This is a genomic window from Pseudomonas sp. MWU13-3659, assembly GCF_023757525.1.
In the GTDB taxonomy this organism is placed as follows: domain Bacteria; phylum Pseudomonadota; class Gammaproteobacteria; order Pseudomonadales; family Pseudomonadaceae; genus Aquipseudomonas; species Aquipseudomonas entomophila_E.
In genome coordinates, this window is the sequence record NZ_JAMSHW010000004.1 from 242,711 (window position 1) to 263,681 (window position 20,971).

A 20,971-nucleotide genomic window follows, 5' to 3' on the forward strand; every position below is an offset into this window, starting at 1 on the left:
AGTGATGAAACGCAACCAAGGTTTCACCCTGATCGAGCTGCTGGTGGTGATGGCGATCATCGCGACCCTGATGACCATCGCCTTGCCGCGCTACTTCAACAGCCTGGAGGCGTCCCGCGAGGCCACCTTGCGCCAGAGCCTGGCGGTGCTGCGCGAGGCCCTGGACCACTACTACGGCGACACCGGGCATTACCCCGATTCCCTCGAGCAACTGGTGGAGCAGCGCTACCTGCGCAACACCCCGGTCGATCCGATCAGCGAACGCCGCGATGGCTGGCAACTGGTGCCGCCGCCCGAAGGCGTGGCGGGCGGCGTGGCCGACATCAAGAGCGGAGCCAGCGGGAGGGCGCGCGATGGCAGCCTCTATGCCGAATGGTGAAGCCGGCTTCACCTACCTGGGCGTGCTGCTGCTGATCGCGGTCAGCAGCGTGGCCCTGGCCGCCACCGGCACGCTGTGGGCCACCAGCGCCCAGCGTGAGCACGAGCGCCAGCTGCTGTGGGTGGGCGGCCAGTACGCCCAGGCCCTGCGCAGCTACTACCGCGCCTCGCCGGGGCTGGCCCAGTACCCGCAGGACCTGGGCGAACTGGTCGAGGACAACCGCTTCCCGACGCCACGCCGGCATATCCGCAGGCTGTACCCCGACCCGCTGACCGGCAGCAACGACTGGGGCCTGCTGCGCGCGGTCGATGGCCGCATCACTGGTGTGCACAGCCGCTCCGATGCACTGCCGCTCAAGCGCAGCGGTTTCGATACCCAATGGAGCGGCTTCGAGGGGCTGGAGCACTACAGCGACTGGCAGTTCGTCGCCGAGCAAGCCTTCGCCGAAGGCGCCGGTGGCGCGCGCCGGCACAACGGCCCGGGAGACGCGCCATGAGCCGCCTGGCCATCGCGCTGTGCCTGTGCCTGTTGTTGCAGGGCCATGCACGCGCCGGCGACGAGGACGAGATGATGGGGTTCATCGTCGACAACACCATCTCGCACATCGGCCACGACTTCTACTACGCCTTCAGCGACCGGCTGCGCGCCACCAGCCGGCTGGATTTCAACCTGGTGGTGCGTGAGCGCCCGGATGCCCGCTGGGGCAGCCTGGTGACGGTGGAATACGAACGCGAGGTGGTGTACCGGCGCTTCCTGCCACCCAACACCACGCAACTGCACGACGAGGCCATCGAGGCCGCGGACCTGGTCCGCCAGCAGATCGTCCAGCGCAAGCTGCAACGGCTGTTGCAGGACACAACCGACCTGGAGAGGGACGAGCTATGAGCACCCACACCCCCCTGCGTATCGCCGCCTGCCTGCTGGCTGCCAGCCTCGCCGGCCAGGCCCTGGCCACGGAGCTGGTGTACACACCGGTCAACCCGGCGTTCGGCGGCAACCCGCTGAACGGCACCTGGCTGCTCAACAATGCCCAGGCGCAGAACGACCACGACGACCCGGACCTCAAGGACCGCGCCTCGGCGTTCAGCGGCACCAGCGCCCTGGAGCGTTTCAGCAACCAGCTGGAGTCGCGGTTGCTGGGGCAGTTGCTGGACAACATCGGCAATGGCCAGGGCGGCAGCATGGCCACCGACGCCTTCCTCATCGATGTGCTCGATGACTCGGGGGCCCTGAGCATCAGGGTCACCGACCGGGCCACGGGAGAAGTCTCGATCATCGACGTGAGCGGCCTGAACCCCTGAGAGGGACAGGATCATTACCGGGGAGAGAACACCATGAAACGCCTGCTGAGCACGTTGCTGATCCTCGCCGCCCTGCAAGGTTGCGGCCTGCGCGAACCGATGCCCGCCGAACAGGACGCCGAGACCCCGACCCTGACGCCACGGGCCTCGACCTACTACGACCTGATCAACATGCCCCGGCCGCGCGGGCGGCTGATGGCGGTGGTGTACGGTTTCCGCGACCAGACCGGGCAGTACAAGCCGACCCCGGCCAGCTCGTTCTCCACCAGTGTCACCCAGGGCGCGGCGAGCATGCTGATGGACGCGCTCAACGCCAGCGGCTGGTTCGTGGTGCTCGAACGCGAGGGCCTGCAGAACTTGCTGACCGAGCGCAAGATCATCCGCGCCTCGCAGAAGAAGCCCGATGTGGCCGAGAACATCCAGGGCGAATTGCCGCCGTTGCAGGCCGCCAACCTGATGCTCGAAGGCGGCATCATCGCCTACGACACCAACGTGCGCAGCGGCGGCGAGGGCGCCCGCTACCTGGGTATCGACATCTCCCGCGAGTACCGGGTCGACCAGGTGACGGTGAACCTGCGCGCGGTGGACGTGCGCACCGGGCAGGTGCTGGCCAACGTGATGACCAGCAAGACCATCTATTCGGTCGGGCGCAGTGCCGGGGTGTTCAAGTTCATCGAGTTCAAGAAGCTGCTCGAGGCCGAAGTGGGCTACACCACCAACGAGCCGGCGCAGCTGTGCGTGTTGTCGGCGATCGAGGCGGCAGTGGGGCATTTGCTGGCGCAGGGCATCGAGCGGCGGTTGTGGCAGGTGGCAGGGGACGGGGCAGGGGACAAGGCGGTGCTGGACAAGTACCTGAGCCAGTATCAGCAGCCGTAGGCGGCATGGCCGGTAACCGGGTTTCGCGCCGGACCTGTCATTTCTGCCAGTGGCGCCTGGCTTGGGTGTATGGGCAAATACCCCAGACATTCCAATGCCAGGGGTATCCCCATGTACAAGCTGTGCTTGCTGCTGGTGATGGTCATCAGTGGTTGTGCCACCTATCCACCACCGCACATCAGCCTGGACAGGCGCGGGCAGCTGGCGGTCTTCGAGCTCAGGCAATGGTATGAAAGCACGGTCCAGGATTGCGGGGGCGCGGACAGCCCAAGCTATCGGTGCAGCGGCGTCGCGCTGCGTACCACCGCCAGCAACCCTGGTATCCAGCCTTGGGAACCGAGCGCCGGGCAGCTTGAAAAAGGTAGCGTCGCGTTCTCGTGGTTACGCCACGACAGCACGTTCGGCAAACCCTTCGGCAACCTCAACGGGTTGATCCTGTACCCGCCCCTGAAGGCGCCGGAGGGCAAGCTAGATGATCTCGACGTGCTGTGCACCTTTCCGATCAACGCCAACACCAATCAACGGCCGACCTTGCAGGGCTGTGGCCCGATCACCGGTTATGAAACCACCACCGATACCTGCCAGGCACTCGGTGTGGACTCGGCACGGCACTGGTTGGACAAGTATCCCGAGGCGGGCAACTACCGAGTATGTGGCTGGGACCTGCGCGCGGAGCCTGTGATTTCGGCCAGCGCCTTCCATTCGGCGGTGGAGGCGCGTGGGGGGCTGTCGGACGCACTCTGGCCCATCAACAACGAAGTGCTGCTGCGTGTCTGGGAACCGGGGCAGGGTGGGCGGTTACCCTTGCACTCGTTCTTCTACGTCGAAGGGGAGCGGGACGCGCTGGCGAAGGCGCAGTTCGACCAGATTCGCTATGCGTACCAGTACGGCCCGCCGATACCCGTGATGCGGGTGAAGTTTCCCAGCGACAGGACTGAGCGCGTGGCCTTCAGCTATGAGCCGGGTGACCAGGCGCTGGGCCAGCCGACGCCCACACCGACAGTGGATTTCGAGGAGCAGGATGTAGGGGCGTACGCCAGGGTCGAGTCGAAGGGTGTCGAGTTCATCTTGAACCGTGAAAACCGGGGGGTGAGCGACAAACCCCACGGGGGGATCAACTGCAAGATCGAGGGCAAGCACATCGAGGCGAATTCAACGGTGCGGTTCGTCCTGACGGGTGCCGGGCCTCGGGTGGTGAGTTTTTCATGGGGGTGCAGCAGCTATTGCGGGGTGCAAACGGTGATAGCGGGCAAATACTACGACTTGCGTGAGGATGAGGAGCCTGCCGGCATGCAATACGGCACCCATACATTCACTATCGATGGCCCGGAGGTGGTGATCGTCACGGTCGACACGGAGGAAGACGACAGCCAGTTGGTGCTGGACAACCTGGTCGTGCGGGCGTTGCCTTGACGAGAATGTCGCCAGAGAACGCCGCATACCTGTAGGAGCCAGCCTTGCTGGCGAAGCAGCCAACGCCGATACCACCCCGAGCCACGGTCTGCCCAGCGTCAGCATGGCCGTGTTCGCAAGGTACTGCGTTGAGGTACTATCGCCACCTCGCAATGGCGCCCGAAAGCGCCAGACAAAGGACTGTATGCCCGCCACCTTTTCCCTGCGCCGCCTGTTTGCCTGTGTCGTCCTCGGGGCACTCGCCGGCTGCCAGCCCGAACCCACGTCGCCCCTCGACCAGCAGCTCTACATCTGGCAGCGCCAATGGCGGCCTGCCCATGCGCAGGCCCTGGCCGAAAGCCGGGCGGATTTCTCGACCTTGCGGGTATTGGCATTGCAGGCCCAGCCGAAGGCCGGGTGGAGCAGGGCGCTGGTCGACCTGGAGCAATTGAAGGCCGATGGCCGGCCGGTGATCGCGGTCGTGCGCCTGGACGGCCAACTCCCTGCGTTGGACCTGGAGGCAGCACGCACCCAGGTCGCGCAACTGCTGGCCGACTGGCAGGCTGTCGGCGTGCCCCTGAGTGGGCTCGAAATCGACCACGACAGTGGCAACGCCCGCCTGCCGGGCTACACCGACTTTCTCTTGAACCTGCGTGAACAGCTGCCGCCCGGCCTGAAACTGAGCATCACCGCATTGCCCGCCTGGCTAGACAGCCCGCAGCTGCCTGCGCTGCTGCAGGCCGTGGACAGCAGTGTGCTGCAGGTGCATGCGGTGAGCGACCCACGGCGGGGCCTGTTCGATCCGCTCCTGGCCAGACAATGGGCCGAACGATGGAGCCGTGTCAGCGAAAAGCCGTTCTACCTTGCCTTGCCCGCCTATGGCGTCGCACTGCTGGCAGATGCCGGCGGTGCACCCGTGGTGGAAAGCGAAGTGCCCTTGGGCCTTGCCGGCGAGCGTCGAGAGCTGCTGGCCGATCCGCAACAACTGCTGGACCTTGGGCGGCAACTGCGCAACCAGCCGCCCGCGCACCTGGCCGGGCTGATCTGGTTCCGCCTGCCGTTGCCCGGCGACCGCCGCGCCTGGAGCCTGACCACCCTGAAGGCGGTGGCGCGCGGCGAAGCGCTGGCCAGCCAGTGGCAGGTCGAGACGACTGGGCGCGAGGGGCTCTACGACATCACGTTGGCCAACGTCGGCAATCTTGACCTGCCACTACCTGCGCGCGTGGAACTGAAGACCGGCGCGTGCGACGCAGCGGACGGTCTCAACGGTTACCGCTTGCAGCAATCACTTCAACATCTCGTCTTCAACCGCCAGTCCAGCGCGCGTGTCGCGGCTGGCGGCCGGCGCGTGCTCGGCTGGGCACGCTGTCCTGGAATCGACCAAGGAGCATGGAATGTCTACCCGTAACTGGCCTCGGCACCTGTTGTGCCTGTCGCTGAGCGTGCCCTTTGGCCCGGCGCTGGCCTGTGGCCCCGATTTCCCGATGCAGTTGCTCAGGGACCGGGCACAGGCACTGGCCGAGCTGCCGGAAGGTAATTTCGCTTTCGAAGTGAACCGCCTCGGCCAGCAACTGGCAGGCCTGAAGCCCACCACGGAGGCCACCCTGACGCCTTACTGGGACGGTGACGACAACGACCGCCCTTACCGTGCGCAGCGCAGCCAGGTCGAAGCCAGCGAGCTGCCGCAAAACCTGCGGGAGAAGGTCGCGCGGCTGCGCACCTTGCAGGATCCGCAACAGGTGGAGGCGCAGGGCGTCGACCTGCCGGATGAACTGCGCCTCTACATCGCCGGTGCGGTGGCATTCGAGGCCGGCGACAATGCCCAGGCGGTGGATTACTTCAACCAGGTGCTGGCGCTGCCCGCCGAACAACGCAAGCTGCGCAGCACCTGGGCGGCCTATTCCCTGGGGCGGGCCCTGGCGGCCCAGAGCCTTGAAGCCGGCGACACTTCGCAGCCAGCACCCGAACCGTTGCGGGCCCAGGCACGACAGGCTTTCCAGCAGGCCCGTGCCCTCAGCGCCGAAGGCTTCAGCGACCCGCTCGAGCTGGGCGTGGCCAGCCTTGGCGAGGAGGCCCGCCTGGCCAAGCTCGCCGGCGACTGGGACAGCGCCGTACAGCTGTACGCCAGCCAGAGCCGCCTGGGCTCGGGCAATGGCTACAGCTCGCTCAGGCAGCTCGCCGACGAACTGGTGGCCATGCCGGACGAGCCACTGAAAACCCTGTTGCAGCAACCCATGGCACGCAAGCTGCTCACCGCCTACCTGCTGAGCCATATCGGCTGGGACTACGACAGGCAGCAGCCGGCTGAAGAACGGCGCCTGCCCCGGCTGCTGCAGGCCAGTGTCGGCGACCAGCTCGATGATGCCGACCGGCTGGCTGCGCTGAGCTATCAAGCGGGCGACTTCGCCACTGCCCAAGGGTATCTGCGCCATGCCGGCGATACCGGCCTTGCCTGGTGGCTGCACGCCAAGCTGGCCCTGCGCGAGGGGGACAAGGCCCAGGCGGCGACTGCCTACGCCAAGGCTGCCGCCGCGTTTCCCCGTGACGAATCCTGGGGTTCGCGGCAAACGCCCGACTGGGACTACGAAAGCGTGAAACCCGGCTGCCGGGTCGAAGGCGAGGGCGCGATCCTGGCCCTGGAGCGCGGCGATTACCTGCAGGCGTTCGACCAGCTGTACCGTAGCCAGGAAGTCTACTGGCAGGATGCGGCGAACGTGGCCGAGCGGGTACTGACCCTCGATGAACTCAAGGGCTATGTCGATGCCCACGTGCCGGCGCCGCCGGCCGCCAAGGCAGAGGAAGGCAGCTACGTGCCGCGACCGGTGGCGACGCAGTTGCGTGAACTGCTCGGCCGTCGCCTGCTACGTGAAGGGCGTTACGACGAGGCCCCCAGCTATTTCGACACGCCACAACTGCAAGTCGATGCCAAGGCCTACGTACAGAACCGCAAGGACGCCGTCTCGCGCTGGACGGCCACCGGTCGGGCCGAGGCACTGTATGCCGCGGCGACATTGGCGCGCACGTCCGGCATGGAGATCCTGGGCTACGAGATGGCGCCGGACTATGCCTGGCTGGGCGGCGGCTTCAGCCTGGGAAGCGCCGAAGTACAGCCAGGGCCGTTGATCGGTGCCGGCGAGCTGCAGCGTCAGCAAGCCACCGAAGCCAAGCCCGACCTGCGCTATCACTATCGCTATGTCGCCGCCGACCTGGCCAACCAGGCCGCGGACAACCTGCCGCACAGCAGCCAGGCCTTCGCCGCAGTGTTGTGCACGGCGGCCGGCTGGGTGCCCGGTAGCGATCAGGAAAGTGCCCTGTACAAACGCTATGTCGAGCAAGGGCCTTTCGTCGAGTGGGCGGAGGATTTCGGCAAACAGTGCGAAGCGCCACGGTTCGACCAAGCCAACAAGCGCTATGTGACTGAGGCGTTGGATACCGCGCGTGACGTGCTGCGGCCGTATAAAGCGCAAATCTTGCCGCTGGGGTTGGCGGCATTGGCTGGCGTTGCCTGGCTGTGGATCAGACGGCGCAAGACGAAGGCCTGAACGAGGGGTAATGTGTTGTCAAATGACTGTCGTCGAGGCCTCTATCATGCGTAGCTTGACGTTGTTGTTGGCAATCACCACCCTCGCGGGTTGCCAGGCCCCCATGCCGGCCGCCAACCCGCAGATGGCCTGGGTCGATTTCTCGATGCCATTCCCCAATGACCGTGTGCTGCTGGCCGAGCGCCTGGACAAACAGCGCCTGAGCGACGGCCGGTTCTTCCAGGTCAACCCCGGCAGCCATGAGCTGGTGGTCCGGTTCGACTATGAAGTGAATGGGGGTGGAGGGATGAGCATGATGGGTGGCCCCACTGTGCGGCAGTGCTATCTGACTGTGAGCTACGCGCACTTCAAGGCGGGGCAACGCTATGTGCTCGAGGCGCGCTCCATGGCCATGACACCGGAGGCGAGGCTGTATGATGCTGGAGGGAAGATCGTGGCAGAGGTCAGTGAGTTCTACTGCCTGATGTAACGACGCCACCTCCGTGCCAAAACTGTAACTGTAGGAGCGGCTTCAGCCGCGATCACCCGCGAAGCGGGTGCCTGCCACTTCATCGCGGCTGAAGCCGCTCCTACAGAGGCCTCACACATCAATGAGTTGTCTGAAACATGAATCGTTCGCTGTTCATTTCCCTTGACGGGCCCAAGGGTACCGGCAAGACCACGTTACTGGAGTCCGTCACCAAAGCCCTCAGGGCCGACAACCAGAAGGTGGTGCGGATTTCCGAGAAGAAGAGCGATCCCTACCGGGGTGAAACCATGGCCCTGGTCAACCAGTTCGTCAGGAACCCCTGCCGGGATCTCGAATGGCGGGTGTGTGAGCGCTTTGCCGAAAGCCGCAAGTGGATGTCGCAGCATGTACTGGCCAAGCAGCCAGCGGACAGCATCATCCTGATTGATCGCTGGTACCCCTCCGACGCCGCGTTTCGTCGGCTGGTGTCGTTTGCAGAGATTCTGCGCTTGAATATCGAGCGTAACGTGCGGGTACCAGACCTGCACATCGGGGTAGTCACCAAGCCTGAGATTTCCTGGGCGAGGGCAGCGGCACGCTCGCGCGGGCTGAGCAGTACGGTGATGCATGAACTGGAAGAGCATGTCGCAAGCACCGAGGCATTCCAACGGGCAGTTGCAGACAACGGCTGGGTCATGTGCCGAAATGAAGGAACGCTCGAAGAGGCGACGAATCAGTTGGTATCAGAGATCCATGGTTTGCTCTGATGCACGCTGACGGCTGATCGACGTCTCATTTTCACTCCTGAAGTGAAAGTGTTCGCGGGTGCAGCCCGTTTTTCCCAGGCGTCAGGCACGCCAGACTGAATGGCGAACCAACCCCTTCAGCAGCGAGCAACCATGAAAGCCATCGGTTTCATCCACAACGCCTTGCCCATCGAAGACCCAGCGTCTCTTCAGGACATCGAAATCCCCAGGCCTAGCCCAGGGCTCAAGGACCTTCTGGTCGAGGTCAAGGCCGTGTCGGTCAACCCCGTCGACACCAAGGTGCGCGCCGGCACTGTCACGCGTGAGCCGAAAGTACTCGGCTGGGACGCGGCCGGCATTGTCCGTGAAGTCGGGCCCCAGGTGACCCTGTTCAAGCCAGGTGACCAGGTGTATTACGCCGGCTCCATCGCCAGGCCCGGCAGCAACAGCGAGTACCACCTGGTGGACGAGCGCATCGTCGGGCACCAGCCTCGCAGCCTGGGAGCGGCCCAGGCCGCAGCGCTGCCGCTGACGGCCATTACCGCCTGGGAACTGTTGTTCGACCGCTTAGGTTTAGTCGAAGGCGGCGGGGAGGGCGACACCTTGCTGATCGTCGGCGCCGCCGGTGGCGTCGGTTCGATGCTGGTGCAGCTGGCCCGACAACTGACCCGCCTGACGGTCATCGGCACCGCCTCCCGCGCTGAAACCGCCAACTGGGTGCGCGAGCTGGGGGCTCATCATGTCATCGATCACAGCGCGCCGTTGCAAGGGCAACTTCAGGCCCTGGGGATCGAGTCGGTCAGCCATGTCGCCAGCCTTACCCACACCGAGCAGCACTTCTCGCAACTGGTCGAGGTGCTGCGGCCACAAGGTCGCCTGGGAGTAATCGATGATCCGCAGACACTGGATGTCATGCCGCTCAAGCGCAAGTCGCTGTCATTGCACTGGGAACTGATGTTCACCCGCTCGCTGTACGAAACCTGCGACATGATCCAGCAGCATCGTTTGCTCGAGCGGGTGGCCGGGCTGATCGACCAGGGCATCCTGCGCACCACCCTGGGCGAGCATTTCGGTGCCATCAATGCCGCCAACCTGCGTCGCGCCCATGCGTTGGTGGAAAGCGGCAAGGCGCGCGGCAAGATTGTCCTGGAAGGCTTCTAAAACCCATTACCCCTCTGGGACAGGCGGTACCGCGCCTGCCTCAGGCCTCTGAGCAGGAGTCAGATATGAACCGACAGGATAACCCCCTCGTTTCCCTTGCAATCCTCAAGGCCAAGCCCGGCCAGGCACAGGCGCTGAAAGCAGCCTTGATGGCCTTGATCGAACCGACCCGGGCGGAGCCCGGCAACCGCGACTACATGCTGTTCGAGCGCAGCGACGAGCCCGGCACGTTCTACATGCGGGAGGCGTTCGACCATCAACAGGCCCTGGACACCCACCTGGCCACTGCACACTTCCGACACTTTGCCGAGCAGGCCGACAAGCTGTTGGCGGAGCCCTTGCAACTGATCTTCCTCGACCCGGTGTCCACCGCCGTTGCTCCTCACCCCTGATGAGCGCCCGCGGCTCACCAGGAAATAAACTTTTTTGCCGTTTTGGCTGCAGGAAGGCCAATGTGTGAAAAGGTGGTAGGCTTCAGCCGTGTTCAACAAGCGTGTGGCCGCTTCAAGCGTCCACTCAAGCGCCGGGAAACAGCGTCGCAGATCAATATCAACCAAGGAGGGTAGTGGATGAAACTTGTTGGCATGCTGGATTCGCCTTATGTGCGCCGGGTGGCGATTTCCCTGGACCTGTTGGGCGTCGAGTTCGAGCACGATCCGTTGTCGGTCTTCCGCACGTTCGAGGCGTTCTCCCGGATCAACCCGGTGGTCAAGGCGCCGACGCTGGTGCTGGATGATGGTTCGGTGCTCATGGACTCGACGCTGATCATCGATTACTTCGAGACCTTCAGCGCCCCCGACCGCAAGTTGTTGCCGCAGCAGCCACAGGCCCTGGCCAAGGCTTTGCGTACGTTGGGCCTGGCGCTGGCAGCCTGCGAGAAGGCCGTCCAGATCGTCTATGAGCGTAACCTGCGGCCGGAGGAAAAGCGCCATTCGCCCTGGGTCGAGCGCGTCAGCCACCAGTTGTTGGCTGCGTGCACCGAGCTGGACGGGCTGTGCGCCGCGCAACCGTCGCCAGGCGAACGGCCAGATCAGGCCGCGCTCACCACTGCCGTAGCCTGGTCGTTCATGCAACTGATGTTGCCCGACGTGGTCAAGGCCGACGACTTCCCGGCCCTCCAGGCCCATGCAGTGCGCCTGGAGCAGACTGACCTGTTCAAGCGTTATCCGATCACCTGATGCCGGGTGCGGCTCGAGCGTTGCTCGACCGCACCCGTTTACTGAATAACCAGGTTGAATAGGGGAGAGGTGCAGTCCCTATTCGTTCAACTCACGGGCGAACGCGTCAGGGTCCGAGAAAATAGCACTGGCATGCAGCAAGCGCGGGGCAGCGTTCGCTTGTTGCAGGACGAATGTCGGCACACCTCGGGCGCCAAACCTGTGCATCATGGTGCGGCCCTCGGCGACACGGTCTCGGTTGGACTGGAACAGGGCATCGTCCGGATGCGCGAGACGCTCGGCGGCGGCATCCAGGCCGAGGTGACCCAGCACCTGTAACAGGGTGTCCAGCTGGGTCACATCCAGGCCATCTACATAACGCGCCGCCTGGATCGCCTTGAGCGCGTCGAACTCGCGCTCGGGTGCCGTCAGGTTCACGGCGGACAGCGCCAGGGTAAAGGGGCCGCTATCAAACGCCTGGCTCCGGTCGGCGAGCACATGATCACGGTACCGTTCGCTGAAAACCTGCCCAGTCAAACGCGCAATACGTTGGTCGTTGCTCCAGGCATACGCCGCGAAGCCATCGTCCATGGGGCGGGCGCCGTCGCCTGCGAACAACCCGGTCGGTAGCAAGTGCAAGGGGATACCTGTGGACGCCAGGATCCGCGGCAAAGGTCCACCAGCGCCATAGCACCATCCGCACAGCGGATCGAAGAGGTAAACGAGGGTCTTGCTCATGAAGGAACTCCGTCAGCGATATGGCTGAAATTCTATCGTGCGCTTATTGATGTTTAAATGAATACAAAACAAACGTATTGTGTTCTAAAAGCATACAATCAAGAGGCCAGGATGACGGGCACTTCCAACCTCAACCGGCTTGCCTACTTTACGGCGGTGGTCGAGACCGGCTCTTTCACCGCGGCCGCCGAGCGGCTCGGTATCACCAAGGCCGTGGTCAGCCAGCAGGTCGCACGCCTGGAGCGAGAGTTTCGCACCACGTTGCTGGTGCGCAGCACGCGGCGAGTCCGCACCACCGAGGCAGGCCAATCGTTCTACTACCGCTGCGCATCGATCCTCAAGGAGGCCGAAGAGGCCTTTGAGGAACTGTCGGCATCGGCCAGCGAGCCAACGGGAACCCTGCGCCTGACCGCGCCCTTCGATTACGGCATCGGTGTCGTGGTCCCTGTGATAACCGAGTTCTCACAGCGCTATCCGCAGTGCAAGGTCGAAGCGCATTTCAGCGATCAGACATTGGATCTGGGTACTCACGACCTGGACCTTTCCATTCGTGTGGGGTGGATCACCGAGCAACATCTGCAAGCCCGTCGAATCGGCCACTTCGAGCAGCGGCTGGTGGCCGGGCCACAGTGGCGAGCGCATGTAGAGGCGCTGCAGGCCCCCACGGACCTGGCTGAACTGCCGCTGGTGGCGAACACCGCGCTGCGGGAACCGACCCGATGGGCGTTTTCCAGACGCGAGTCAGAGCGGGTGGTGGTCGAGATGAAATCCAGCGTGTCGCTCGATGCGACTTTGGCGGTACGTGAGGCGACTCTTCAGGGGGCCGGGTTGTCTGTACTGCCTGACTATGTGGCGGCGCCCGACCTGGAGGCGGGTCGGCTGATCGAGGTGTTGCCGGGATGGGCGTTGCCACGCGGGGAAATTCATGTGGTGTTTCCGACGGCGCGCTTTCGGCCGGTCAAGGTAAGGGTGTTTACCGAGTTGTTGGCGAGGAAAACCCTTCAGGCATGATCCGTCACCAGGGCACCGACTGGCCATCCCAGGCCCAGAACGTACCGGTCTGCAACGGCCCATGCCGGCCGACCAGTTCGAGGATGCAGTCGGCGGCGAACGCAGGTGAGAACAGCTTGCCAACTGGCACGTTGCCCTGGAAGGGGCGTGAAAGCCGGGTATCGGTGGTGCCGGGGTGCAAGGCAAGGACTGTCGAGGCGGGGTTGAGCCGCTTGAGTTCGATGCTGGCCGTTCGCAACAGCTGGTTGAGCGCGGCCTTGCTGGCACGATAGCTGTACCAGCCGCCCAGGTGGTTGTCGGCGATCGACCCGACCCGTGCCGACAACGCAGCGAAGCTGACGGGCTGCTGGCGCAGCAACGGCAACAGGTGTTTGAGCAGCAGGACAGGGGCGAAGCAGTTGGTGGCGAAACTCGCCTGCAATCCCGCCAGGTCCAGTTGCATCAGCGACTTCTCGGCACGCGCTGGCGCTTCTTGCAGAACGCCGAGGGTACACAAGACCAAATTCAGCTGATCGCAGCAGGCACGGGCCTTGCCTGCCAGAGCCTGGAGTGCCTGTTCGTCCCGGGCGTCGCAGTCGAGGCAAATCAGCCGGTGGCCGTGCTCCCGGGCCAAGGCATCCAGAACCGGGCTGCTGGTTGCCCGTCGCGAGACAGCAAGCAACAGCCCGACGTCATCGCGTGCCAGCAGCTGCGAGCACAGGGCAAGACCGATCCCCTGGCTGGCGCCACAGACCAACACGTTGGCGGGTGTGTGAAGGTTGGGGATGAGGCTCATCGGACGATCCTCCTGTTTTTGCAGGATTTGATTAAACCTGTACAAAAATCTAGTCTTGTACAAGTTATAGCTTCCTGCAGATTCGTCATGGCACTCCTTGCTCGCTGGGTCTGTTTCTGCCTGCTGCTGCTGACGCCACCAGCGGTCGTTGCGGACTGGCGTGTGGCGCTGCCAGCGGTCCACCCGTTGGGCGGTGGCGACTTCACCTGGTTCGGCCTGCGGTTGTATACCGCACGCTTGTGGACCGAAGGCCCGCGTCATGACTGGAACCAGCCTTTCGCTCTGGAACTGACCTACCACCGCGCCTTGTCCCGGGACACGCTGGTGCAAGCCAGCCTCGAGGAAATGCATCGCCTGGGTGCCGACCGCGTGACGCCGCAACAACTCGAAGCCTGGGCCAAGGTACTGCAGGAGGCGTTCGTGGATGTGCGCCCCGGCATGCGCATCACCGGGGTGTACCTGCCGCAGCAGGGCTGTCGCTTCTACGTCGATGGCAAGCCCAGCCGTGACATAGCCGACCCGGCCTTTGCCCGGGCGTTCTTTGCCATCTGGCTGGACCCACGGGCCCGGGATCCGCAGTTGCGCCAGCAGCTGCTCGGCCTGGCCGACAAGCACCGAGGAGGCACATGACCATGTACAGAGTGCTGTTGCTGGCGGCCTTCCTGGTTCTGGGCAGTTGTGGCAATGTTGAAGTCGGGCGGTACGCCGCGGAGCAACCCCGTTTCGACCTGGTGGCCTTCTTCTCGCGCCCGGTTCAGGCCTGGGGCATGTTCCAGAAACGTTCCGGAGAAGTGGTGAAGCGCTTCCACGTTCGCATCGACAGCCGTCGGGACGGCGAGCGGCTGATCCTCGACGAGCATTTTCTCTACAGCGACGGCACACGGCAGCGGCGCACCTGGACGCTGGTGCCGGACGGGCCCGGCCACTGGCGGGGCACCGCCGGGGATGTGATCGGCGAGGCTCGCGGTGAACTGGCCGGGAATGCGCTGCGCTGGCGCTACCAGTTGGATCTGCCTGTGGACGGGCGCCACTGGCAGGTGGATCTGGACGACTGGATGTACCTGATGGATGACGACACCCTGATCAACCGCTCGAAAATGACCAAGCTGGGCGTGGAGGTTGGTCAGATCACTCTGTTCTTCCGCCGCCTTCCGGAGCGGGCGCCATGACCCTGAACACAGCGCCGGAGCTGTTGTCGGTAGCCCGCCAATGGTAGCTCGAGCGATGCGCCTGGGCTTGGTGCTGGGCGACCAGTTAGCGTTCGACCTGGCAAGCCTCGCGGCACTGGACCCTGCCCACGACGCGATCCTGATGGCGGAAGTGGAGGGCGAGGCCCGCTACGTGCCGCATCATCCGCAAAAGATCGTGCTCATCTTCAGCGCCATGCGCCATTTCGCCCGCGCACTGCGTGAGCGAGGCTGGACGGTGCACTATGTCCAGCTTGATGAGGACGGCAACAGCGGCAGCATTGCCGGTGAGCTGCGGCGCTGGCGGCAGGCACTGGGCGCCAGTGAGATCCACCTCACCGAGTGCGGCGAGTGGCGCCTGGAGCAGGCGCTGCGCGATGCCGGCCTGCCGCTGGTGTGGCACCGCGACACACGTTTCCTGTGCTCACGCGAGGCGTTCGCCCGCTGGGCACAAGGGCGCGGCCACCTGCGCATGGAGCACTTCTACCGCGGCATGCGCAAGCGTTGTGGCTTGCTGCTCGAGCCCGACGGCAGCCTGGCTGGGGGCGCCTGGAATTTCGACAGCGACAACCGCAAACCCTTGCCACGCGGCCTGCGCGGGCCGTTTCCCGCACACTTCGAGCAGGACACGCTCACGGCGACAGTGGTGGCGCTGGTGCGTCAGCGCTTCAGCGACCACTACGGGGACATTGACGGTTTCGACTACCCCGTGACCCATGCCGAGGCGCAACAGCTGTGGCAGCATTTTCTCGACTTCGGCCTGGCGGCGTTCGGTGACTACCAGGACGCCATGGCCGAAGGCGAGCCGTACCTGTTCCATGCGCGCATCAGCGCGGCGCTGAACATCGGGCTGCTGGATGTGCGGCGCCTGTGCGAGGACGTGGACACGGCCTGGCGCGAGGGGCGGGTGCCGCTCAACGCCGCCGAGGGTTTCATCCGCCAATTGATCGGCTGGCGCGAGTATGTGCGCGGCATCTACTGGCTGCGCATGCCCGAGTACGCCGGGCTCAACCATCTGGGCAACCACCGCGCCCTGCCAGGGTTCTACTGGACCGGGCAGACCCGCATGCGCTGCATGGCGCAGGCCATCGGGCAGACCCTGCGCCTGGGCTACGCGCACCATATCCAGCGCCTGATGGTCACGGGCAACTTTGCCCTGCTGGCCGGCATCGCGCCTGCGGCGATCTGCGAGTGGTACCTGGCGGTCTACATCGACGCGTTCGACTGGGTCGAGCTGCCCAATACCCTGGGCATGGTGATGCATGCCGACGGCGGCTACCTGGGGTCGAAACCTTACTGTGCCAGCGGCCGCTACATCCAGCGCATGTCCGACCATTGCAAGGCCTGCAGCTACAGGGTCGACAGGGTGGTCGAGGACGATGCCTGCCCATTCAATGCGCTGTACTGGCACTTTCTCATCCGCCATCGCGCCGCGCTGTCGGGCAACCCGCGGCTGGCATTGGTGTATCGCAGCCTGGATGGGATGGCGCCGGAGCGGCGTGATGCGGTATGGCGGCGTGGCCAGGCACTGTTGGCGCGGCTCGATGCCGAGCAGGATTTATGAAGAAGGGCCAGTTGCCGTGCAAGATCTGCGCGGTTTGCGCAAGGCCGTTCACCTGGCGCAAGCGCTGGGCGCGGTGTTGGGAGCAGGTGAAATATTGTTCGCAGCGCTGCCGCCGCCTGGCGGCACGGCGCGGGGCACAGGCTCGCGGATGATTTGAGGTCCGCGCGCAACGCTCCCGAAAAGCCATGCAGTCCGATGGCCGCATCCCCTGATGCAGATGTGGCTCATTCGATGGAAGAAGTCGGGCAGGGGGGGCAAGGCTGGCGATTGCGGTGTGCCGGATGCATCTTGTCATTTGCAATCGCTTAGGGCAGGGTCGATGCCATGGACATCTCTGCCAAAGGAGCCACATCATGTCGAAGATATATCCCGGTATCGATCCCGAGGGGCTGGTCGAGTACTCGGTGGTCTACACGGACCGCTCGCTCAACCACATGTCCCAGTCGTTTCAAGGTGTGATGAGGAACATTTCAACCACCCTGAAACAGGTCTATAACGCCCAGGCGGTTGCGGTGGTCCCGGGCAGTGGCACGTTCGGCATGGAAGCGGTGGCCCGGCAGTTTGCCACCGGCCAGCAATGCCTGGTGATCCGCAACGGCTGGTTCAGTTATCGCTGGAGCCAGATCCTCGAGATGGGCAACATCCCGGCGGCCACGACGGTGCTCAAAGCCCGGCCGGTTGAAACGGGGCGCCAGGCGGCCTACGCCCCGGCCCCTCTGGACGAAGTGTTGGCAGCCATTGCGGCGCAGAAGCCACAGATTGTCTTCGCCCCCCACGTCGAAACGTCATCAGGGATCATGCTGCCCGACGAGTACCTGCGGGCCGTGGGTGACGCCGTGCATGCGGTGGGTGGCCTGTTCGTGCTGGACTGCATCGCCTCAGGCGCGATTTGGGTCGATATGCACAAATGCGCAGTCGACCTGCTGATCAGCGCACCGCAGAAAGGCTGGAGCGCCTCACCTTGCTGCGCCCTGGTGATGCTCAGCGCGTTGGCCCTCGAGCGCATCGAATCGACGCAAAGCACCAGCTTCGCCTGCGACTTGAAGAAGTGGCTGCAGATCATGCAGGCCTATGAGCAAGGGGGCCACGCCTACCATGCGACCATGCCCAGCGATGCCCTCGCGCGGTTCAACGAAGTGATGAAAGAGACACAAGCCTACGGTTTCGACAAGGTCTGCGACGAACAACAGGCCCTGGGTGATCGGGTGCGCGCAATGATGGCCCGCAAAGGTATCAAGAGCGTTGCCGCAGTGGGCTTTCAGGCCCCTGGCGTAGTAGTGAGCTACACCGATGATGCCGATATCAAGAGTGGCAAGAAGTTTGTCAGCCACGGCCTGCAGATTGCCGCCGGGGTGCCGTTGCAATGCGACGAGCCGGCCGACTTCCAGACCTTCCGCATCGGCCTGTTCGGGCTCGAAAAGCTGCACAATCTCGAGCGCACGGTCAGCACCCTGGAGCAGGCACTGGACGAGGTGATGGTTAACTGAACGGTCGGTTGGAGGACTTGCAATGGCAACGAACGATGCGAGGTCACGATTTGAAGCCAAGCTTCTTCGTCCGGCAAAGCCCGGTGATGACGGGCCGTGGGCGTTTGCAGTTCTTCCAAGGGAGGCGAGTGAACGGCTTCCAAGGCGGGGAAGGACGACCGTTGAAGGCACAATCAATGGGCATCCTTTCCAGGCAACCCTGGAACCCGATGGTCAGCTGAGCCATTGGCTGAAGGTCGGTCGCGATTTACTCGACGCAGCAGGTGTGGCCGTTGGCGATATCGTTACCCTCGAACTCATGCCGGTGAAGCAGGAGCCCGAACCTGAAATCCCTGCAGATTTCGAGGAAGCCCTGGCAGCCACGCCTGAGGCTCAAGAGGTTTGGAACAGTACGACGACCCTCGCACGGGTGGACTGGATCCACTGGATTACTTCAGCGAAGCAACTCAAGACGCGCGAAAAGCGAATGGCTGATGCCTGCGATATGCTTGCAACCGGCAAGAAGCAGGTTTGCTGTTTCGACCCGTCGGGCTATTACAGCAAAGCCTTCCGGGCGCCCGAGGCAGAAAATTAACTTTGGGCTGACCATATCCAGCGCCTGATGGTCGCGGGCAGCTTTGTCCTGCTGGTCGGCATCGTGCCTGCGACATGTCGCTGCTATTGCCGCGAACAGTTGCACGCCAATGCGTTCCTCCAGCTCCCGGAACGGGTGCAAAAACGCCGACTGTGTCAGGTGCAGGCGCTCGGCGGCTTCATGCAGGCTGTGCGTTTCGCGCAGGCATGGATCGTGCGCAGGTGTCTCAGGTCGATCATGAAAAAAACTAAATTTGCGTGCAAAAAAAATGAGTTTGTCTCATTGTTGCCTGGTCCCTGACAATCCCTTTCATTGAACTCTCCGGTAGGGCAAGGCACTTGGCACGGGTACATCATCTACCTCGCGCTGGGTGACATTCAGTCAGGTATTTTGGCGGCCGCTAGGGAACGTGAGCCCAGCGTTAGCCTCGGGATTAAGGGTGCCAGAGCAAAATGAGTAAAGATTTCACGTTCGCCATCAAACGTGTTCGCTTCGCTGAACATTATCACCCAGCAGACAACACGCGGATCACCACCAACTTTGCCAACCTGGCCAGGGGCGAAAGCCGTCAGCAGAACCTGCGTAACACGCTGGCGATGATCGACAATCGCTTCAATGCCCTGGCGCATTGGGACAACCCCAAGGGTGACCGTTATTCCGTAGAGCTCGATATCATTTCCGTCGAGATGAGTATCGTCGGTGAACAGGCGGGGGATGCCCTGCCGTTAATTGAAATTCTGAAAACCAACATTGTCGATCGCCAAACCAACGAGCGCATTGAGGGCATTGTCGGGAACAACTTCTCCTCGTATGTCCGGGACTATGACTTCAGCGTGCTGTTGCTGGAGCACAATAAAGGACAGTCGGGTTTCAGCACGCCGAAAGCGTTTGGCGAACTGCATGGGAAACTGTTCAAGTGCTTCGTCAACTCAAGCGCGTTCAAGGCGCACTTCGGCAAGCCGCCGGTCATCTGCCTGAGCGTTTCGAGCAGCAAGACCTACCACCGCACTGAAAACCAGCACCCGGTCCTCGGTCACGAATACCAGCAGGATGAATACTCATTGACCGATGAGTACTTCGCCAAGATGGGCCTGAAGGTGCGCTATTTCATGCCGTCGAACAGTGTCGCGCCGCTGGCCTTCTACTTTGCCGGCGACTTGCTGGGCGACTACACCAACCTCGAGCTGATCAGCACCATCAGCACCATGGACACCTTCCAGAAGATTTACCGGCCCGAGATCTACAACGCGAACTCCGCGGCAGGCAAATCCTATCAACCAAGCCTGAAGCACCAGGATTACTCGCTGACTCGAATTGTCTACGACCGCGAAGAACGCAGCCGTCTAGCCATTGAACAGGGCAAGTATGCAGAAGCGCAATTCATCAAACCGTTCCACGCTGTGCTGCAGCAGTGGTCCGCTAATTACGCTGTTTGATTGACCGAATACACAAGGCCTTGCGTGATGAAAAAACTACTCCCCACTTCGACTGCCGGCAGCCTGCCCAAACCTTCCTGGCTGGCACAGCCGGAAACCCTCTGGTCGCCCTGGAAGCTGCAAGACGAGACGCTGATCGAAGGCAAGCAGGATGCGTTGCGTCTGTCGTTGCACGAGCAACAACTGGCCGGTATCGATATCGTCAGTGACGGTGAACAGACCCGTCAGCATTTTGTGACGACCTTCATCGAACACCTGAGAGGCGTTGATTTTGAAAAGCGCGAAACCGTGCGGATTCGCGACCGCTACGATGCCAGCGTGCCAACGGTGGTCGGTGCGGTTTCTCGTCAGAGGCCCGTGTTCGTCGAAGATGCCAAATTCCTGCGCCAGCAGACCCGGCAGCCGATCAAATGGGCGCTGCCAGGCCCCATGACCATGATCGACACCCTGTACGACAGCCACTACAAGAGCCGCGAAAAGCTGGCCTGGGAATTCGCCAGGATCCTCAACGAGGAAGCCCGCGAGCTTGAGGCTGCCGGCGTTGACATCATCCAGTTCGATGAACCGGCCTTCAACGTGTTCTTCGACGAGGTGAACGACTGGGGCGTTGCCACCCTGGAGCGGGCCATCGAAGGCCTCAAGTGTGAAACGGCGGTGCACATCTGCTACGGCTATGGCATCAAGGCCAATACCGACTGGAAAAAGACCCTGGGTACGGAGTGGCGCCAGTATGAGGAGGCGTTCCCCAAACTGCAGAAATCCAAGATCGACATCGTCTCGGTGGAGTGCCACAACTCCCACGTACCCATGGACCTGATCGAGCTGATCCGCGGCAAGAAGGTGATGGTCGGCGCTATAGACGTGGCCAACCATGCCATCGAAACCCCGGAAGAAGTGGCCAACACCCTGCGCAAGGCCCTTCAGTTCGTGGATGCCGACAAACTCTATCCGTGCACCAACTGCGGCATGGCACCGTTGCCGCGCGCCGTGGCACGCGGCAAGCTCAATGCATTGAGTGCAGGTGCAGAGATCGTGCGCCGAGAACTCACGAAGTAAGACCGAGCGCGAGGTGGGAGGGCGGGGCGTGCAGCTTCGCCTTTGGGTAATCCGATCATCGCCGGCAGCCTGCACTGGCTCGATTGCGAGATTCACGCTGCCATTGCTCTACTACAAGGAGCAGTATTGCAACCTCATGCA

The 20,971-nt window shown here is 63.2% G+C and carries 24 protein-coding genes and 2 pseudogenes; 23 read left to right on the forward strand and 3 right to left on the reverse strand.

The features are described from left to right. The first annotated feature begins 4 nt into the window (after positions 1–4). The 13 genes from NGM28_RS07970 to NGM28_RS08030 all read left to right on the forward strand — a co-directional run bounded on the left by NGM28_RS07970 (position 5) and on the right by NGM28_RS08030 (position 11,023). Positions 5–379 (forward strand): type II secretion system protein, encoded by a 375-nt coding sequence (locus tag NGM28_RS07970; RefSeq protein ID WP_240062925.1) that lies wholly within the window; start codon positions 5–7, stop codon positions 377–379. Beyond that, the gene (locus NGM28_RS07975) at positions 354–875 is read left to right on the forward strand and encodes a type II secretion system protein (protein ID WP_252089597.1); all 522 of its coding nucleotides are present in this window, start codon (positions 354–356) and stop codon (positions 873–875) included. Before NGM28_RS07970 ends, NGM28_RS07975 begins: the two co-directional genes overlap by 26 nt. Further along, positions 872–1,264 (forward strand): curli production assembly/transport protein CsgE, encoded by a 393-nt coding sequence (gene csgE / locus NGM28_RS07980; protein WP_252089599.1) that lies wholly within the window; start codon positions 872–874, stop codon positions 1,262–1,264. Before NGM28_RS07975 ends, csgE begins: the two co-directional genes overlap by 4 nt. Further along, a complete protein-coding gene (locus tag NGM28_RS07985; protein WP_240062922.1) occupies positions 1,261–1,680 on the forward strand; it encodes a curli assembly protein CsgF in 420 nt (139 codons plus the stop codon). Before csgE ends, NGM28_RS07985 begins: the two co-directional genes overlap by 4 nt. Before the next feature lie 33 nt (positions 1,681–1,713). Then, a complete protein-coding gene (locus tag NGM28_RS07990) occupies positions 1,714–2,556 on the forward strand; it encodes a CsgG/HfaB family protein (RefSeq protein ID WP_252089602.1) in 843 nt (280 codons plus the stop codon). A gap of 111 nt (positions 2,557–2,667) precedes the next feature. After that, positions 2,668–3,969, forward strand: a complete 1,302-nt coding sequence (locus NGM28_RS07995; protein WP_252089604.1) for a hypothetical protein — start codon at positions 2,668–2,670, stop codon at positions 3,967–3,969. 184 nt (positions 3,970–4,153) lie between these two features. Next, positions 4,154–5,356, forward strand: a complete 1,203-nt coding sequence (locus NGM28_RS08000) for a DUF3142 domain-containing protein (protein ID WP_252089606.1) — start codon at positions 4,154–4,156, stop codon at positions 5,354–5,356. After that, complete coding sequence (locus tag NGM28_RS08005) at positions 5,343–7,490, forward strand: hypothetical protein (protein WP_252089607.1); 2,148 nt, start codon at positions 5,343–5,345, stop codon at positions 7,488–7,490. Before NGM28_RS08000 ends, NGM28_RS08005 begins: the two co-directional genes overlap by 14 nt. Positions 7,491–7,536: 46 nt before the next feature. Continuing rightward, positions 7,537–7,959: a PA0061/PA0062 family lipoprotein gene (locus NGM28_RS08010; protein WP_252089609.1), complete on the forward strand. Its 423-nt coding sequence runs from the start codon at positions 7,537–7,539 to the stop codon at positions 7,957–7,959. A 137-nt stretch (positions 7,960–8,096) separates the two neighbouring features. Beyond that, positions 8,097–8,705, forward strand: coding sequence for a dTMP kinase (locus tag NGM28_RS08015; RefSeq protein ID WP_252089611.1), 609 nt, complete (start codon positions 8,097–8,099; stop codon positions 8,703–8,705). A gap of 132 nt (positions 8,706–8,837) precedes the next feature. After that, entirely contained in the window at positions 8,838–9,845 is a 1,008-nt protein-coding gene (locus tag NGM28_RS08020; protein ID WP_252089612.1) for a zinc-binding alcohol dehydrogenase family protein, read from the forward strand. Positions 9,846–9,910: 65 nt separating this feature from the next. Further along, positions 9,911–10,237, forward strand: a complete 327-nt coding sequence (locus NGM28_RS08025) for a putative quinol monooxygenase (RefSeq protein ID WP_252089614.1) — start codon at positions 9,911–9,913, stop codon at positions 10,235–10,237. A gap of 177 nt (positions 10,238–10,414) precedes the next feature. Then, a complete protein-coding gene (locus tag NGM28_RS08030; protein WP_252089616.1) occupies positions 10,415–11,023 on the forward strand; it encodes a glutathione S-transferase in 609 nt (202 codons plus the stop codon). Positions 11,024–11,101: 78 nt separating this feature from the next. On the opposite strand, the gene NGM28_RS08035 is transcribed toward NGM28_RS08030, so the two are convergent. Then, entirely contained in the window at positions 11,102–11,740 is a 639-nt protein-coding gene (locus NGM28_RS08035; protein ID WP_252089630.1) for a DsbA family protein, read from the reverse strand. A gap of 111 nt (positions 11,741–11,851) precedes the next feature. Here NGM28_RS08035 and NGM28_RS08040 point away from each other — a divergent pair, with 111 nt between their 5' ends. Next, positions 11,852–12,751 carry a LysR family transcriptional regulator gene (locus NGM28_RS08040; protein WP_252089632.1) on the forward strand — a complete coding sequence of 300 codons (900 nt, stop codon included), beginning with the start codon at positions 11,852–11,854 and terminating at the stop codon, positions 12,749–12,751. Between the two features lie 4 nt (positions 12,752–12,755). On the opposite strand, the gene NGM28_RS08045 is transcribed toward NGM28_RS08040, so the two are convergent. Further along, a complete protein-coding gene (locus NGM28_RS08045; protein WP_252089634.1) occupies positions 12,756–13,526 on the reverse strand; it encodes an SDR family NAD(P)-dependent oxidoreductase in 771 nt (256 codons plus the stop codon). Between the two features lie 87 nt (positions 13,527–13,613). Between NGM28_RS08045 and NGM28_RS08050 the strand changes: the two genes are divergently transcribed. The 6 genes from NGM28_RS08050 (at position 13,614) to NGM28_RS08075 (ending at position 18,338) form a co-directional block, all read left to right on the forward strand. After that, positions 13,614–14,156 carry a chalcone isomerase family protein gene (locus NGM28_RS08050; RefSeq protein ID WP_252089636.1) on the forward strand — a complete coding sequence of 181 codons (543 nt, stop codon included), beginning with the start codon at positions 13,614–13,616 and terminating at the stop codon, positions 14,154–14,156. A gap of 2 nt (positions 14,157–14,158) precedes the next feature. After that, positions 14,159–14,695, forward strand: a complete 537-nt coding sequence (locus NGM28_RS08055) for a DUF3833 domain-containing protein (RefSeq protein WP_252089735.1) — start codon at positions 14,159–14,161, stop codon at positions 14,693–14,695. Positions 14,696–14,750: 55 nt separating this feature from the next. After that, positions 14,751–16,277 (forward strand): cryptochrome/photolyase family protein, encoded by a 1,527-nt coding sequence (locus tag NGM28_RS08060; protein ID WP_252089639.1) that lies wholly within the window; start codon positions 14,751–14,753, stop codon positions 16,275–16,277. Continuing rightward, positions 16,274–16,429 (forward strand): DUF2256 domain-containing protein, encoded by a 156-nt coding sequence (locus NGM28_RS08065; protein WP_252089641.1) that lies wholly within the window; start codon positions 16,274–16,276, stop codon positions 16,427–16,429. Before NGM28_RS08060 ends, NGM28_RS08065 begins: the two co-directional genes overlap by 4 nt. 201 nt (positions 16,430–16,630) lie before the next feature. Further along, positions 16,631–17,764, forward strand: a complete 1,134-nt coding sequence (locus NGM28_RS08070; protein ID WP_252089642.1) for a pyridoxal-phosphate-dependent aminotransferase family protein — start codon at positions 16,631–16,633, stop codon at positions 17,762–17,764. Between the two features lie 22 nt (positions 17,765–17,786). Next, complete coding sequence (locus tag NGM28_RS08075; protein WP_252089644.1) at positions 17,787–18,338, forward strand: YdeI/OmpD-associated family protein; 552 nt, start codon at positions 17,787–17,789, stop codon at positions 18,336–18,338. Positions 18,339–18,431: 93 nt separating this feature from the next. On the opposite strand, the pseudogene NGM28_RS08080 reads toward NGM28_RS08075, so the two are convergent. Then, a pseudogene (locus NGM28_RS08080) lies at positions 18,432–18,577 on the reverse strand (LysR family transcriptional regulator); the annotation flags it as partial. Positions 18,578–18,790: 213 nt separating this feature from the next. On the opposite strand from NGM28_RS08080, the gene NGM28_RS08085 reads away from it, so the two are divergent. The 3 genes and pseudogenes from NGM28_RS08085 to NGM28_RS08095 form a co-directional block, all read left to right on the forward strand. Next, complete coding sequence (locus NGM28_RS08085) at positions 18,791–19,774, forward strand: DUF1852 domain-containing protein (RefSeq protein ID WP_252089647.1); 984 nt, start codon at positions 18,791–18,793, stop codon at positions 19,772–19,774. Positions 19,775–19,801: 27 nt separating this feature from the next. Beyond that, the gene (locus tag NGM28_RS08090; RefSeq protein ID WP_252089649.1) at positions 19,802–20,830 is read left to right on the forward strand and encodes a methionine synthase; all 1,029 of its coding nucleotides are present in this window, start codon (positions 19,802–19,804) and stop codon (positions 20,828–20,830) included. A gap of 33 nt (positions 20,831–20,863) precedes the next feature. Further along, positions 20,864–20,929, forward strand: a pseudogene (locus NGM28_RS08095) (flavin reductase); the annotation flags it as partial. Positions 20,930–20,971 lie beyond the last annotated feature (42 nt).